The following is a 15,484-nucleotide window of genomic DNA, read 5'->3' on the forward strand; positions in this document are numbered from 1 at the left end:
AGGAACATCTTATGAATCGCAGAAACGTAATCCTTGGCGGTCTCGCCACACTTGGCGTCGGTGGCTGGTTTGCCGCAAGCAGCTTCGGCTCCTCTCCCCTCGGCAGCACTGCGCTGACACCTTTCGTTGGTGCCGCGAATGCCCAGACGACTGAAGGCGATGTGGATACCTCTGGCATCACCGAGATGGTCATGGGCGACGAAAATGCGCCGGTCACGGTGATCGAATACGCGTCTTTCACCTGCCCGCACTGCGCGACCTTCCACAACGACACCTTCAAAAAGCTGAAGGCTGACTACATTGACAGCGGCAAAGTGAAATTTATCTACCGTGAAGTGTTCTTTGACCGCTACGGTCTTTGGGCCTCCATGGTGGCGCGCTGCGGCGGCCAGGAGAAATTCTTTGGCATTGCCGATCTGATCTACAAATCTCAAAGCGAATGGACTCGCGCGGGTGAGCCTGCGGCGATCGTCGATGAACTGCGCAAAATTGGCCGTCTGGCCGGGCTCGATAATGAGATGCTCGATGAATGCCTGAAGGACGGAGAGAAGGCCGAGGCGTTGGTGGCATGGTACACCGAGAACTCCGAAAAGGATGACATCTCAAGCACACCGAGCTTTGTCATCGACGGCAAAAAGCACTCCAACATGGCCTATGCCGACATGCAGGAAATCCTCGACGAAGCGCTGGCTGGCTAATGACCGCTCCGCTTGCAGGACTGAAAGTCGTCGAATTGGCGCGTGTTCTGGCCGGCCCTTGGGCCGGTCAGACACTGTCGGACCTCGGATGCGAGGTGATCAAGGTGGAAAGCCCGGCGGGGGATGACACCCGCCAATGGGGCCCGCCCTTCGTCACTCGTGACGAGGACGTGACCGCTTCTTATTTCCATTCGACGAACCGGGGCAAAGCCTCTGTCACCGTGGACTTCCGCACCGAGGAAGGTCAGGCGCAGGTCAAAGGGCTTTTGGCGGACGCGGACATCGTGATCGAGAATTTCAAAACCGGGGGATTGGCGAAATACGGGTTGGACTATGCCAGCCTGTCTGCGCAGTTCCCCAAGCTGATCTATTGCTCGATCACGGGTTTCGGCCAAACCGGCCCATACGCCCACCGCGCCGGCTATGATTTCATCATCCAAGGCATGTCCGGGCTGATGTCGATCACCGGGGAGCCGGACGGCCTCCCGCAGAAATCCGGCATGGCGATCACCGATATCTTCACTGGTGTCTATGCCAGCACCGCGATTTTGGCCGCCGTGCACCAGCGTCACCAAACCGGCGTGGGGCAGCATATCGACATGGCTCTCTTGGACTGCGCTGTGGCGATCACCGGCAATCAGGCGATGAACTATCTGACCACCGGCAAGGCGCCGACACGGATGGGCAATGCGCATCCGAACCTGACGCCCTATGAGGTGTTTGAATGTTCCGACGGGCATCTCATCATCGCCACGGGCAATGACGGGCAGTACCAGCGGCTGTGTCAGTTGCTGGGGCTTGAGGATATGGCCACCGCGCCGGAATACCTCAAGAACGCCGACCGTGTCGCCAACCGGCCCGAGATGATCCGCCGCCTGACAGGGGCAACCCGTCTGTGCAGCCGGGATGATCTGCTGGCCGCTTGTGAGGCGCATGGCGTGCCTGCCGGGCCGATCAACGACATGGCCGATGTCATGGCAGATCCGCAGGTCGTGGCGCGGGGCATGCAGATTGAGCTTGATGGCGTGCCGGGGCTGCGTTCACCCTTCACATTCTCGGGGGCCGAGCTTTCGCTGCACCGGCCCGCACCGAAATTGGGCGAAGACAACAAGGCCTAGGGCGGTGGCAGCCTGTCCAGCGCTGCGTGCAGCGCATTGCCTTCGGGCAGGGACAGGCGCACCGGCAGGGTCAGCACCTTGGCACGGAACTCCATCGGTAGGCGCACCGCGTCTTTCTCGGTGGTGACAAGCTGCGCACCGCGCATCGTGGCTTCGGTCTCAAGCCGCAACATTAGCCGCGCCGTCAGCGGCTGGTGATCCTCCAACGCCTCGGCATGGAGGATGGTGGCCCCCAACCCGCGCAGCGTGGCGAAGAACTTCTCAGGATGGCCGATGCCTGCGAAGGCGAGCACTTGAGAGTCGGACCAATCCATCCCTGTTTGCAGAGGCTTGAGTTCGGCCTGCGCATGGGGGAGAGCGGTCTTTGGCAACCTTGCCGCGAAAGCCGCCTGCGCTGCGTCATCCCCAATCGACAACAGTAAGTCAGCCCGCGCCAGACCGGCTGCGACAGGCTCGCGCAGCGGTCCGGCTGGCAGGCAGAGGCCGTTGCCAAAGCCTTTGACTGCATCCACCACAACGATGCTCAGATCCTGTACCAGGGCCGGGTTTTGAAAGCCGTCATCGAGCACCACAACACTGGCCCCCGCCGCCTCTGCCGCCTGCGCACCGGCCGCGCGATTACGGGCTACCCAAACATCCGCGAATGCGGCCAGCAGCAGCGGCTCGTCCCCCACCTCATTCGCGCTGTGTTGAGCTGGATCAACCCTCACTGGCCCTTCGAGCGTGCCACCATAACCGCGTGAGACGACATGGGGGCGATGGCCGCGCTCTAGCAGATATTGCAGCACCGCCATCACCGTGGGCGTTTTGCCAGTGCCGCCTGCGTTGATGTTGCCCACGCAGATCACCGGCACCCCCAGTCGCAGGGGCGTGCCGCCAGCCAACCGTCGCGCGGTGGCCGCGGCGTAAAGCGCGCCAAGCGGCTGCAACAAGCGGGCGCGCCAGTCGGGTCGGGGCAAGTGCCAGAAGTCAGGCGCGCGCATTATGTGGCTCCCATTTGTTCGTCGAGCCGGTCTTGCATCAGCTCAATCACCCGGTCGGCCAGTTCGGCCCCTTCGCTGATCACGTCCCAACCCGCGTGGGCCATCGTCGCCGCCTGATCCGGCGCAATCAGCCGCGACACGGCATTCCCAAGCGCGCCTGCATCATTGACGATCCGCGCGGCGCCCGCCGTGGCAAGCCGCCCGTAGGAGGGCAAATAGTTCCGCACCTTTGGGCCATAGAGTACGGCAGACCCAAGCGCCGACGCCTCGAAGGGATCGCAGCCGCCATGGCCGGACACCAGCGAAGACCCGAGGAACGACACCGGCGCCACGCGAAAAAACAGCCCCCGGTCGCCGGGATCATCAGCCACCATGACTTGCGTGGTTTCATCGGGGTAGGGGTCATCCCCCCACCGCATCGTGGTGAACCCCCGCGCGCGGGCACGTTCATAAGCAATGTCGGCAGTGGCGTAGTCATGGGTGTGCAAGATCAGCAGCAGCCGATGCGACAGGCGCAGCGCTTGGCGGTGGGCGGTCAGTATGACGGGAATTTCTTCGGGCAGGATCTGTGTGGCATACCAAACCGGGCGACCGACCAGGCATGCCGACATATCCGCCAAATCGGAATCCGCGCAGCGTAGCGCCTGCCCCCCTGCCAAAAGCGGCGAGGTCGCCTCTCCCTTCGTGCGGGGCAGGCCAAGCTGTACGAGGCGGCGCAGGGCAACTGGGGAGCGGGTAAGTGCAAGTTCGAAGGTCGCAAGCAACTGCCGAGTCACGTCGGGCAGCCAGCGGTCCCGGCGGCCATCGAAACCAGCACTGTCGGCGTCGATCATCATCATTGGGCAGCCACGGGCAGAGGTTTCCAACACAAGGTTCGGCCTCAGCGCGCCCCACGTCCACAGGCACAAACTGGGCTGCCAGTGCTCAAGGAATCGCTCCACATTCTCAGGGTGCTCGCTGGGCGCTTGGACGACGAATAGGTCGCGGGCCTCTGTCGTCGGGATGTCATGCGCCGCAGCGCCTTCGGGCAGGGTCACCAAAACCGCCAACCGGTCGCGCATCGCCATCAGCCGTTTGGCAAGGTCAAGCACGGCCAGCACATTCCCCGCCTCGGCGGCATGCATCCAGACCAGTTCACCTTGGGGGCGCGGTGCATAGGCGGGCGCGCTTTCGGCCCCGCCCCGGCGCACGAGGGCGCGATAAGCCGTAAGCCCCAGCGACCGCGCCGCCATGGTGGTTTATTCCAGCTCTTCGGTAGAGGAAGCCGAGGTTTCCTCGTCGCGCAGGCGGTGCAGATGGGCGATGTAATAGCGCATGTGAGCGTTATCCACGGTGCGGTGCGCTTCGGATTTCCACGCGTCATAGGCGCTGGCATAGTCCGGGAAAATGCCGACGATATGGATGTCGTCGACGTTCTTGAACGCGTTCTTGGTCGGATCGACAAGTTCGCCACCGAAAACAAGGTGCAGGCGTTGGGTCATGGAGCTGTCCTTTGATCTGTCAAAGCTGCGGTGCTGCGCATAGTGCCTAGCAGATGGGGCCGGTCACGCAAGGGCGTCAATCAGCGCGCGCTGCACCATTGGGCCGCCCGCGACGATGCCATCCACGCGCGGGTCGGGGTTGTTGAACCTGAGCGGCGCGCCCTTGGTGGTGGCGCAGGTGCCGCCCGCTTCAGCCACGATCAGCGTCCCTGCGGCGATGTCCCATTCCCATGTACGGCGCAGGGTGATCATCGCGTCAAAGGACGCATCAGCCACCAATGCCATGCGGTATGCGAGCGAGGGGCGGTAACTGCGTTTGAACACGGGCGGCGCGCCGCCGTGCCAGCGTTCGGCCACCAGCGCGGGGCGGGCGGCAAGCACCGTGGCCTCGGTCAGATTGGTCTGCGATGAGCTGCGGATCGGCGCGCCGTTTAGCGTGGCCCCACCACCACGACTGGCGGCGTAGAGCATGTCGCGCATCGGCAGGTAGACCACCGCCGCGATGATCTTGCCCGCCTCTGCCACAGCCAGCGAATGTGCCCAAGTGTCGGAGCCTTCGACAAAGCTGCGGGTGCCGTCGATCGGGTCGATGATAAAGACCCGCTCTTGGCCCAGCCGGTCGGTATTGTCATCGGTCTCCTCCGACAGCCAACCATAGTCGGCGCGTGCACCGCGCAGTTCCGCCAGCAGCAGGTCATTCACCGCCAGATCGGCCTCGGTCACCGGTCCCGCGTTATCGGCCTTGTCCCAGCGTTTCGCCGTGGCCCCCGTAAAGCCGCGCGCCACAGCACCCGCCTTGCGGGCCGCGTCGATCAAAAGGGCAAGGTCGTCCTCAGGCACCGGCAAGGGTCATCCCCGGCACCAGCAGAGAGGGCACAACACGGCTGAGATGCGTGCGCGCATCATTGGCGGGGATCATCGCGCGCAGCATGTCGCGCAGATTGCCCGCGATGGTGCATTCGTTGATCGCATGGGTGATCTCGCCATTCTCGACCCACAGGCCAGACGCCCCGCGCGAATAGTCACCCGTGTTGGGGTTGATCGTGCTGCCGATCATCGAGGTGACCAACAGCCCAGTGCCCATTTCAGCAATCAGATCGTCGCGGCTGGCGTCCCCTTGGGTCAGCGCGATGTTCCAGTTCGACGGCTGCGGACCCGAGCCGGTGCCCCGCGCCGCGTTGCCGGTGGGGGCAGCCTCCAGTTTGCGCGCGTTGGCCAGATCAAGTGTCCAACCTTGCAAGATGCCGTTGTCGACGATGGCGCGCTGCTGGGTCGGCAGCCCTTCGGCGTCAAACGGGCGAGAGCCGGTGGCGCGGATGCGGGTCGGGTCTTCGATCAGGGACAGGCCTTCGGGCAGCACCTGTTCGCCCATCGCACCTCGCAGGAACGACGCCCCGCGCGAGATCGCCTGACCGTTGATCGCGCCGAGCAGATGGCCGATCAGCGATGCAGCGATGCGTTCGTCAAACAGCACAGGATAGCTGCCGGTGGGTGGCTTGCGTGCGTCGAGCCGCGCCAACGCCCGTTCGCCCGCACGCGTGCCGATATCCTGCGCATCGCGTAGATCGGCCTGAAAGATGCGGCTGTCCCCGTCGTAGTCGCGCTCCATCCCCGTGCCGCTGCCCGCGATGGCGACGCAGGACAGCCCACGCTCACTGCGGGCATAGCCGCCCTCAAACCCATTGGTCGCAGCGAGGTAGATTTCCTGCGCGCCATAGCCTGCGCCCGCCGATTGCACCTGACTCACGCCTTTGACGGCAAGAGCAGCAGCTTCGGCGCGGGCGGCGTCATCTTGCAGGGTTTCGGGGGATGGCTCGGGCGTTGCGTCATAAAGCTCCAGCCCTTCCGCATCGCGGCGGGCGGAGAGTTGATCGGGGTCGGCCAGCCCGGAATAGGGGTCTTCGGGTGCTTCGCGGGCCATGGCAACGGCGCGTTCGGCCATTTCCTCAATCGTGCGTGATGACGTGTCGGAGGCCGAAACATTGGCCGAGCGTTGCCCGACAAAGACCCGCAACCCGATGTCTGTCCCTTCCGAACGTTCGGCCTGTTCCAGTGCCCCGCCACGCACCTCGATCGAGACAGAGCTTGCCGTGATCGCCATGGCATCGGCCGCATCCGCACCGGCGTTTGTGGCCGCCTGCAAGAGGGACTTGGTCAATGCATCAAGGGCTTCTGGCATGGTTCGGCTCCGATTGGGTTGCAAAAGGGGTAATCCCCCGCCCCGAGAGGGGCAAGGGCAACACAGTATTTTCCCGAGTTGGGAGGACGCGGCGCAGGCCCGCGCAGTGCCGTTATTTGATCTGCTGACCGTTGGCGAGGATGCCGCCCTCTTCGGTGAACTCGATTTTGGAGGTCAGAGAGTCTTCGCCCTCGCCCGGCACGGTAAAGAGGCCCATCATCATCCGAGCGCCCAGTGCCTGTTCCTGCGGGATCAGCCCCATGGTTACCAGTTTGTCGAGCAGGGCCACGCCCCCGATCAACGACAGGTCCAGCGCGCCGACGGGTTTGGGCATCCCGGGCACGGTTTCCAAATCGTTATTGTCAAAAGTGATAGCGCCTGTGGCATCGAACTCTGCCCCCGCCACGTCAAGTGACACTTCATTCACATTCAATTCGTGAATTTCGCCGGGCAACTCATCGCCCATGGTGGCGGTCACCTCGGGGTCCATCAGTTCGAACAGCAGCTTGGCCTTGCCGGATAGGTCCACGACAAACGTCGCGGGGTCGCGGGGCAGTTGGCTGGTCGGATCAAAGATGCCCCAGATCATGTCGGACATCTTGAAGCTGTCGAGCGTGACGCCAAAAGCAAAGTCCTGCGGTTCTTCGGACTTCATCACTGGCATTTTTAGGTTAAAGGCGCTTTCCGCCATGCTGAACTGGATCGGAAAGGGCATATCGGCGGCGGTGACACTGACTTCGATGTCCTGCTGGCCACCGTCATAGACCATCCCCTCTGGCCCCATGGCCACACCCAGTTTGGCACCCGCTGAGCCGGTTACCAGTTGGAAATTGCCATTTTCAGGGTCAGAGACCTGCATGTCGGTACGGCCCGCGCCCGCGGTAAAGCTACCGTCAAAGGTAAGGCCTGCGCGCATCATCGCGGCCATGTCAGAGCCGGCTTCCAGCATGGGCAGGGCGCCACTGCCGTCAAAGACCACCTGATCGACGCCGCCTTTTACAGCAACGCGCGCGGGATCATCGGGCGTTTTCATCACCACGTCATACTGCAGGCTGTCGATGCGCCCTGATTGGTCATAGCGGCGCGTCTCGGTCCCGGTCATTTCGGTCCGGCTGCTGACGCCGCTGCCGGTGACGCTGAACTTGGCCTCTTCTTCGGTATAGCTCTGCTCACCAACCTTGAGCCCCGCAAGGGTAAGCGAGATCGTGTCGGCGGCATAGTCGTATTGCAGCGCGTCGGGGCTGCCACTGGCGCGCATCACCGGGGCCGTCTGGGCGTAGTTCAACACCATCGACACCGGTTCATCTTCGGGCGTTTCCGGGGCGACGTTGATGGTCATCGGCATGACATTGGGCATGCGGACGTTGACGGCACCGTCACTCTCGGGCTCAAAACTCAGCGTGCCGAGCGACATGGAGAAATCGCCGCCATCTTCGACCATGTCCATCTTCAGGGTCACATCGCTGACCGTCAGGTCTTCGCCGTTAAAAGCTTCGCTTGCCTGAACCTGATAGCCCATGCTTTCCATATATTGGCGCCAATCACCCCAGACCTGTGCCGGGGTCAGATCGGCCCAAAGGGCTGTCGATGCCAGCGATACCGGGAGAGCGAGAAACAGCGATGCTGTGGGAATGCGGGACATCGGAAAATCCTTTTCGGCAATGAGTTGCGCATAGAGTCTGCCAATCCCCGCGCAGGGTCAAGCGACGCAAGGCTGGACCCGGATTGATCGGCGGATTACCACAGCCCTCAAGCAATGTACCAAATTAGCATAAGGATCACCACATGGACATGACAGGCAAGACGATCATGATTACCGGTGCCAGCCGGGGCATCGGCGCTGCCGCCGCGCGTGTATTCGTCAAAGCAGGCGGCAATGTCGCCCTGCTGGCGCGCAGTCAGGATGCCATCGCCGATCTGTCCGGCGAACTGGGCAAGCAGGCCATCGCCATCCCCTGCGATGTGACCCGTTATAACGAAATGACTTCGGCGGTTGAGACGACGCGGCAGGCCTTTGGGGGACTTGATGTGTTGATCAACAACGCCGGCGTGATTGATCCGATCTCCCTCATGGGGGAGGCTGATCCGGCAGATTGGGCCAAGGCCATCGACATCAATGTCACAGGCGTCTTCCACGGGATGCGCGCAGCCCTGCCAGTGATGAAGGACGGCGGCGGTGGCACGATCCTGACGATCTCTTCTGGGGCGGCCCATGGTCCGGTTGAGGCCTGGAGCCATTACTGCGCCTCTAAGGCTGCGGCGAACATGATGACCCAATGCCTGCACCACGAAGAAGGCGGCAACGGCATCCGCGCCATTGGCCTGTCACCCGGCACCGTCGCAACCGACATGCAGCGCGACATCAAACAAAGCGGCGTGAACCCGGTTAGCCAGTTGGATTGGGACGTGCATATTCCCGCGGATTGGCCCGCGCGTGCCCTGCTGTGGATGTGTGGCCCCGAGGCGGATCGCTTCTTGGGTGATGAGATTTCGCTGCGCGATGAAAGCATCCGCAAGGCGGTGGGCCTGATATGATTGAGCTAGACCGCGCGGGCGACATTTGGACCGTCACGATAAACTGCCCCGACAAGGCCAATTCCCTGACCCATGCCATGTTGGTCGAGCTGGCCGAGATCATGGAGGCGGCGCAAACCGCTCGGGTGGTGATCCTGACAGGACGGGGCAAAGTTTTCTCTGCCGGGGCTGATCTGGAGGAAGCCCGTGCGGGTTTGGCAAAATCTGATGTCTGGGAGCGTCTTTCTGGCGCGGTGGCGGCGCTGCCGGGGCTGAGCATCGCAGCCCTCAACGGCACGCTGGCCGGGGGCGCGATGGGCATGGCGCTGGCCTGCGACCTGCGCATATCGGTGCCGGGGGCAAAGTTTTTCTATCCGGTGATGAAGCTTGGTTTTCTGCCGCAGCCGTCTGATCCGGCGCGGATGGCGGCGCTGATTGGGCCCGCGCGGACCAAGCTGATCTTGATGGGCGGGCAAAAGATTGCGGCGGAAGAGGCGCTGGCCTTTGGCTTGATCGACCGCATCGTGGAAGGGCAAGATCTGCTTAACCACGCCGCCGAGCTTGCCGCCGATACGCGCGCCGCCTCTGCCGAGATCGCCAGTGGCATCAAGGAGATGTGCGCGCCAGAGGGCGGCGTTTTCGATCCGCAAACGCGCAGATGAGCGGCGCTGTCGTTATCGGTGGCGGGCCTGCCGGACTCATGGCGGCAGAGGTCATGGCTAGCGCGGGCCTGCCCGTGACGCTTTGTGAAGGCAAACCTTCGGTGGGGCGCAAGTTTTTAATGGCGGGCAAATCGGGGCTGAACCTGACCAAAGCGGAGCCATTCGATCCCTTCCTCGCAGCCTTTGAAGAGGCAGCCCCCGCCCTGCGTCCCATTTTAAAAGCGTTTGATAGCCAAGCGGTGCAGGATTGGGCTAAGGGGTTGGGCCAAGAGGTCTTCACCGGCTCGACCGGGCGCGTATTTCCCCGTGCGATGAAGGCCTCCCCGTTGCTGCGCGCTTGGTTAGCGCGTTTGGCAGCGCACGGCGTGCAGATCAAGTCGCGCTGGCAGTGGCAGGGTTGGGATGGCGATGCGCTCGTTTTCGATACGCCCGATGGACAGCAGCAGATTAACGCAGATGTGACCGTGCTGGCGCTTGGCGGCGCGAGTTGGTCCCGGCTGGGGGCCACTGGTGCATGGGCATCCCTACTGGCCGAGCGCGGGGTGGGGTTGAGCGATTTTGCCCCAGCGAATGTGGGTCTGCTTGTCGATTGGTCCTCTCACATGACACGGCATTTCGGCGCTGCGTTGAAAGGGGTGGCATGGTCGGCTGGGCCTTACCACTCGCGCGGGGAGGCGGTGATCTCAGCCCGCGGGTTAGAGGGCGGCGGCATTTATTCGATCTCGCGCGGGCTGCGCGAAGGGCATGGTCTGACGCTTGATCTACTGCCAGACCTAGAGGTCGGTGATGTCATGGCCCGTTTGGCAAAGCCGCGGGGCAAGGACAGTCAAGCGAACCACCTGCGCAAGCGGCTGAAGCTTAACCCTGCACAAATCGTGCTGTTGCAAGAAATGGCGCGGCCCCTGCCGCAGGGTGCCGAAGCACTGGCAGAACTGCTGAAGGCACTGCCAATTGCTCATGCCGGGCTGCGCCCGATGGATGAAGCGATTTCCACCGCAGGCGGCGTGCGGCTCGATGCGCTTGACGACCGGCTGATGCTGCGCGACCTGCCGGGGGTCTTTGCCGCCGGGGAAATGCTGGATTGGGAAGCGGTCACGGGCGGCTATCTGATCAATGGCTGTCTGGCGACCGGCCATTGGGCGGGTCGCCATGCAGTTGATTGGGTGCGGCGTTAGCCGTTTTCCTTGGCCATCGCGGCGACAAAGGCGGGGCGCTCGCGCAGGGATTTTGCCCAGAGGTTCAACTTGTCATCCACATGCGGGAAGTTCGCGCCGATCGACCAGTTGATGCAATGCACGGCCAGCAGATCCGGCAGAGTGATCTGGTCGCCCATGAGAAACGGCCCCTCAAGGCGGTCGGACAGCGTTGAGGCCGCGCGTTCGAATTCAGCCTTAAGGCTGTCTTTGATCGCAGGCACACGGGCCTCTTCTGGGAAAATGAAGCTGTGTTTGGCCGCGGCCCAGAGGATCGCGTCGAATTCGTCGATCAGCCAAAAGGTCATCGCGTCTTGCCGGGCGCGGGCGGGCGTTCCAGCGGGGGCCGTCAGCGCGCCGTGCTTGTCCGCCAGATAGGTCATGATCGCAGTGGAATCGGTCAGTACCTCATCGCCGTCCACAAGTGCAGGGATCTTGCCCGACGGGTTATATTTGCGCGCTTCTTCCGAGCGCGGCGCGGCGGGGTTCAGCGCGTAGGGCTGGCCCAATTCTTCGAGCATCCACATGACGCGAAAAGCGCGGGATTTGGTGCCGCCGATGACAGTATACATTGAATTTCCTCTCCCAAAATCAACGTTGTGCGCCCAGCATCGCCAGACGGATAAAGGCCCGCTCGACCAAAGCCAGCGCCGGGGCGTGCTGCCCGGCAGAGCGCAGCTTGAGGTCGGTCTCAGTCAGCACAGCAAGCGCCGTTTCCAATTTCACCGCGCCCCAGTTGCGGGCCTGCCGCATGGCGCGGTCGCGGTCGCGCACGCCATAGATGGGCGCGCCGGGGTTGGCGGCGATGCGGTAGAGCGTCCGAAAATGACGGGTGGCCATGATGGTCAGGGTCACGGCGTTCACGCCTTGGCCTTGAAGTTTGCTCATGACCGGGCCGATCTCGGCGGCGCGAGTCTCAGCCACCACATGCAGGATGTCGTCCACCTCGGCCTCGGTCGAGGTGGGGGCGCAGGCGGCGATTTCATCCAGTCCGATGGGGGTGCTGTCGCCCAGTTTATAGAGCGTGATCTTCTCTAGCGTCTGGCGGAAATCACCCGGATCAAGCGTGCGGGCCAGATCGCTGAGCGCGGCCATCGCATCGGCCTCAGGCGTGAGGCCCGCATCCTTTAGCATCTGCTCGATCTCGGCCCGGTCAGGCGGGTTGTCATAGATTGGAGTGGCGTAGGCGTTCGGGTGGCTCTCGAAGGCTTTAAGTACCTTGGAGGTCTTTTTCAGGTCGCCCGCCGTGACGATGATCTGCGCGTCGCCGGGCTGCCAGTCTTTCAGCGCGTCGAGCAAGATTTTGGCAATGTTGTCGTTCGCTTCTTCCACCAGCGCGGCGCGGGGGCCGGGGAAAAAGCCGACCGCTTTGATTGCATCGAGCAGCATCGCCGGATCGCGGCGCAATTCGCCTGCGGGCATCCGGCTCAGGCGCATTTCTTCTTCGGCACTGGCACCCAGCAGGTTTTTCAGAAATTCCTGCCGTTTCAGCGCCACCCGCATCGCGTCACTGCCATAGATCAACAGCCCGGTTCGCGCGGGGTCAGGCCGCGTGAAATAGGGTTTGGCCTCGCGCGGGGAGAGCTTCATTGAGGCAGGTCAGCCGCGTAAAGACGGCTGATCACGAGGTCAGCAAGGATCTTCATCAGTCGTTCTTGGGCGTCCAACTCGGCTGCGCGAGTGGCCACGGTGGTGCCGGTGGCGGAATAGCCAGTGAAGCTTTCGACCTTGCCCGAGGTCACGATCTGGCCGCTTGACAGGTCGCGCAGCGCGTAAGAGGTCGTGCCCAGCAAGTTGTAGCGCCGGGTGTTGCCTTCGCTGTCGATGGCTAGGCCGTCTTCGGTGGTGGTCGTAGTCAGCGCCAGTCCCCATTTCGGCGATGCCGCGCGGCCCAGTTGGCTTTCCAACTCGCGCACCAGAAAATAGCCGTAGCGATCTTCGGGTGCGTCCACCAAGACGCGGTTTTGCAAGGCTGTTCCCGGGCCGCCAGGGCCATAGAGGGGCTCGAACCCGCAGGCGGCAAGCGCCAGCAGGGGCAGGGCCAGCAAGAAGCGGCGGCGTGGGGAACTAAGTTTAGGCAACGACATTCACAATCCGTCCGGGCACGACGATAACCTTTTTCGGTGTGGCCCCGTCGAGCGTTCGAATGACAGCTTCATGCGCCAGCGCGACTTTTTCAACCTCTTCCTTCGACATGTCGGCGGGAACCTGAATTTCCGCCCGGCGTTTGCCGTTGATCTGGATCGGCAGCGTCACAGTATCATCCACCAACATCGATTCTTGGGCCTTGGGCCAGGGTGCTTTGGTGATCAGGCCTTCGCCGCCGAGATGCGCCCAGATGTCTTCGGACAGGTGCGGGGTCATCGGCGACATCAACTGTGCCAGCGTCATGATCGCTTCGCGCTGTGCGGCGTAGCCTGCTTTGGATTTTTGCAAGGTGGCGGTGAAGGCATAAAGCTTGGCAATCGCCGCGTTGAAGCCGAAGGATTCCACGCCCATCGTCACGTCATGGATCGTCTTGTGCATGGCGCGAAGCAACTCGTCGTCGCCGGTGCCGGGCGCTTCGCGGTCCATCTCGCTCACGCGGTCACAGATGTTCCACACGCGAGAGAGGTGTTTATAAGACGCCTCGGCACCGCTGGCAGTCCATTCGACGTCCCGCTCGGGGGGCGAATCGCTCAGCACGAACCAACGCGCGGTGTCGGCGCCGTAGTTCGAGATGATGTGCAGCGGGTCGACGACGTTCTTCTTGGATTTGGACATTTTAGCGGAGGGGATGATCTCCACCTCGGAGCCGTCGCTGAGTTTGCCCTCGGTCACCTCTTCGGGCAGGTGATAGACCGGGCGGCCATTGGCGTCGCGTGTCTGGTAGATCTCATGCGTCACCATACCTTGGGTAAAGAGCGCGTCGAAGGGCTCGACCGCCCCTTCGGGCAGGTGGCCGGTGATCTGCATGGCGCGGGCAAAGAACCGGGCGTAGAGCAGGTGCAGAATCGCATGCTCAATGCCGCCGATATATTGATCGACGTTCATCCAGTAGGCAGCATCGTCCAGATCGGTCGGGGTATCGGCGCGCGGCGCGGTGAAACGGGCGTAGTACCACGAGCTGTCGACGAAGGTGTCCATCGTGTCGGTCTCGCGCAGGGCGTCCTTGCCGCAAGCCGGGCAGGCGCAGTTGCGCCATGTCGGGTGGCGGTCAAGCGGGTTGCCGGGGGTGTCAAAGGTGACATCATAGGGCAGCTCGATCGGCAGGTTCTCTTTCTTTTCGGGCACCACGCCGCAGTCGTCGCAATGGACAACCGGGATCGGGCAGCCCCAGTAGCGCTGGCGGCTCAGCCCCCAGTCGCGCAGGCGGTATTTGGTGACGCCTTGGCCGATGCCGTTTTCTTCACAAAAGGCGATGGCAGCATCGACGGCTTGTTCCCCGGTCTGCCACTGGTCGCCTGCGAAGCCACGGTTGTAGAAGACCTTTTCGGACTTCTGCGGCACATAGGCTTCAGACAGCTTGGGCGAGACATCCTCGGACGGCAGGAAGGTCGAGATGATCGGCAGATCGTACTTCGTTGCAAAGTCAAAGTCGCGCTGGTCGTGGCCCGGGCAGCCAAAGATCGCGCCGGTGCCGTAATCCATCAGGATGAAGTTGGCGATATAGACCGGCAGCTCGTGCGCCGTGTCGAAGGGGTGGCGCACGCGGATGCCGGTGTCATAGCCCAGCTTTTCGGCGGTCTCGATCGCTTCTTCGGTGGTGCCGCCCTTGCGGCATTCAGCACAGAAGGCGGCGACGGCTTCGTCGTCCCGCTCCAGCGTTTTGGCCAACGGGTGATCGGGCGAGATGCCGACAAAGGATGCGCCCAACAGGGTGTCGGGGCGGGTGGTGTAGACTTCGATGCGGTCAAAGCCTTCGGGCGCTTCGATGGTCGAGAAGGCAAACTGCAACCCGCGCGATTTGCCGATCCAGTTGGCCTGCATCAGCTTCACCTTGGCGGGCCAATTGTCGAGGCTGTCGAGGGCCGAGAGCAATTCTTCGGAGTGATCCGAAATCTTAAAGAACCACTGCGTCAACTCGCGCCGTTCCACCGGCGCGCCAGAGCGCCAGCCGCAGCCGTTTTCGACCTGCTCGTTGGCCAGCACGGTCATATCGACGGGGTCCCAATTCACCACGGCGTTCTTGCGGTAGACGAGGCCTTCTTTGAGGAAGTCCAAAAACAGCGCCTGCTGCTGGCCGTAATAGCCGGGGTGACAGGTGGCGATCTCGCGCGACCAGTCAATCGACAGACCAAGCGGCTTCATCTGTTTTTTCATCTCAGCGATATTGGCATAGGTCCAATCCGCCGGGTGGCCGCCGATGGCCATGGCGGCGTTCTCGGCGGGCATGCCAAAGGCGTCCCAGCCCATCGGGTGCAGCACGTTATGCCCCGTTGCGATCTTGTAGCGCGCGATCACGTCGCCCATCGTGTAGTTGCGCACATGGCCCATGTGGATGCGGCCAGAGGGGTAGGGGAACATCTCAAGCACATAGTATTTCGGCTTGTCTGCATTGCGGGTGGCCTGAAAGACGCCATCCTTTTCCCAGGCTTGCTGCCAGCGGGCTTCGATCTCGGCGGGGGTATAGCGGGGCATGACGGGGACCTTATGACATGAAAAACGCCGGGCTGC

General features: G+C 62.7%; 15 protein-coding genes. 5 read left to right on the plus strand and 10 right to left on the minus strand.

Features of this window, described 5'->3' with window-relative positions; genetic code table 11:
- Positions 1-11 precede the first annotated feature (11 nt).
- Both WNY61_RS17095 and WNY61_RS17100 read left to right on the plus strand, forming a co-directional pair.
- Positions 12-698 (plus strand): DsbA family protein, encoded by a 687-nt coding sequence (locus WNY61_RS17095; protein WP_342852651.1) that lies wholly within the window; start codon positions 12-14, stop codon positions 696-698.
- On the plus strand, positions 698-1,816 hold the full coding sequence (locus WNY61_RS17100) for a CaiB/BaiF CoA-transferase family protein (RefSeq protein WP_342852652.1): 1,119 nt from the start codon (positions 698-700) through the stop codon (positions 1,814-1,816). Before WNY61_RS17095 ends, WNY61_RS17100 begins: the two co-directional genes overlap by 1 nt.
- On the opposite strand, the gene lpxK is transcribed toward WNY61_RS17100, so the two are convergent.
- The 6 genes from lpxK to WNY61_RS17130 form a co-directional block, all read right to left on the minus strand.
- On the minus strand, positions 1,813-2,799 hold the full coding sequence (lpxK, locus tag WNY61_RS17105) for a tetraacyldisaccharide 4'-kinase (protein WP_342852653.1): 987 nt from the start codon (positions 2,797-2,799) through the stop codon (positions 1,813-1,815). The two genes, WNY61_RS17100 and lpxK, sit on opposite strands and share 4 nt — an antisense overlap.
- Positions 2,799-4,031 (minus strand): glycosyltransferase N-terminal domain-containing protein, encoded by a 1,233-nt coding sequence (locus WNY61_RS17110; RefSeq protein WP_342852654.1) that lies wholly within the window; start codon positions 4,029-4,031, stop codon positions 2,799-2,801. Before WNY61_RS17110 ends, lpxK begins: the two co-directional genes overlap by 1 nt.
- A gap of 6 nt (positions 4,032-4,037) precedes the next feature.
- Entirely contained in the window at positions 4,038-4,280 is a 243-nt protein-coding gene (locus WNY61_RS17115; RefSeq protein WP_342852655.1) for a DUF4170 domain-containing protein, read from the minus strand.
- A 63-nt stretch (positions 4,281-4,343) separates the two neighbouring features.
- Entirely contained in the window at positions 4,344-5,120 is a 777-nt protein-coding gene (locus WNY61_RS17120; protein WP_342852680.1) for a 3'(2'),5'-bisphosphate nucleotidase CysQ, read from the minus strand.
- A complete protein-coding gene (locus WNY61_RS17125) occupies positions 5,113-6,459 on the minus strand; it encodes a TldD/PmbA family protein (RefSeq protein WP_342852656.1) in 1,347 nt (448 codons plus the stop codon). The genes WNY61_RS17120 and WNY61_RS17125 overlap by 8 nt, the downstream gene beginning before the upstream one ends.
- 112 nt (positions 6,460-6,571) lie before the next feature.
- On the minus strand, positions 6,572-8,101 hold the full coding sequence (locus WNY61_RS17130) for a DUF2125 domain-containing protein (RefSeq protein ID WP_342852657.1): 1,530 nt from the start codon (positions 8,099-8,101) through the stop codon (positions 6,572-6,574).
- Between the two features lie 143 nt (positions 8,102-8,244).
- On the opposite strand from WNY61_RS17130, the gene WNY61_RS17135 reads away from it, so the two are divergent.
- Genes WNY61_RS17135 through WNY61_RS17145 form a run of 3 tightly spaced genes read left to right on the plus strand, consistent with a single transcriptional unit; the run spans position 8,245 to position 10,810 of the window.
- Positions 8,245-8,994 (plus strand): SDR family oxidoreductase, encoded by a 750-nt coding sequence (locus WNY61_RS17135; RefSeq protein ID WP_342852658.1) that lies wholly within the window; start codon positions 8,245-8,247, stop codon positions 8,992-8,994.
- Entirely contained in the window at positions 8,991-9,635 is a 645-nt protein-coding gene (locus WNY61_RS17140; protein ID WP_342852659.1) for an enoyl-CoA hydratase/isomerase family protein, read from the plus strand. The genes WNY61_RS17135 and WNY61_RS17140 overlap by 4 nt, the downstream gene beginning before the upstream one ends.
- Positions 9,632-10,810: a TIGR03862 family flavoprotein gene (locus tag WNY61_RS17145; protein ID WP_342852660.1), complete on the plus strand. Its 1,179-nt coding sequence runs from the start codon at positions 9,632-9,634 to the stop codon at positions 10,808-10,810. Before WNY61_RS17140 ends, WNY61_RS17145 begins: the two co-directional genes overlap by 4 nt.
- Here the strand turns inward: WNY61_RS17145 and WNY61_RS17150 are convergent.
- Genes WNY61_RS17150 through leuS form a run of 4 tightly spaced genes read right to left on the minus strand, consistent with a single transcriptional unit; the run spans position 10,807 to position 15,448 of the window.
- Entirely contained in the window at positions 10,807-11,400 is a 594-nt protein-coding gene (locus WNY61_RS17150) for a glutathione S-transferase (protein WP_342852661.1), read from the minus strand. The genes WNY61_RS17145 and WNY61_RS17150 overlap by 4 nt on opposite strands.
- A gap of 19 nt (positions 11,401-11,419) precedes the next feature.
- Positions 11,420-12,418: a DNA polymerase III subunit delta gene (gene holA, locus WNY61_RS17155; protein ID WP_342852662.1), complete on the minus strand. Its 999-nt coding sequence runs from the start codon at positions 12,416-12,418 to the stop codon at positions 11,420-11,422.
- Entirely contained in the window at positions 12,415-12,915 is a 501-nt protein-coding gene (lptE, locus tag WNY61_RS17160; protein WP_342852663.1) for an LPS assembly lipoprotein LptE, read from the minus strand. The genes holA and lptE overlap by 4 nt, the downstream gene beginning before the upstream one ends.
- The gene (leuS, locus tag WNY61_RS17165; RefSeq protein WP_342852664.1) at positions 12,902-15,448 is read right to left on the minus strand and encodes a leucine--tRNA ligase; all 2,547 of its coding nucleotides are present in this window, start codon (positions 15,446-15,448) and stop codon (positions 12,902-12,904) included. Before leuS ends, lptE begins: the two co-directional genes overlap by 14 nt.
- Between the last annotated feature and the right edge of the window lie 36 nt (positions 15,449-15,484).

The sequence above is a fragment of the Sulfitobacter sp. AS92 genome (genome assembly GCF_038900015.1).
Taxonomy (GTDB): domain Bacteria; phylum Pseudomonadota; class Alphaproteobacteria; order Rhodobacterales; family Rhodobacteraceae; genus Sulfitobacter.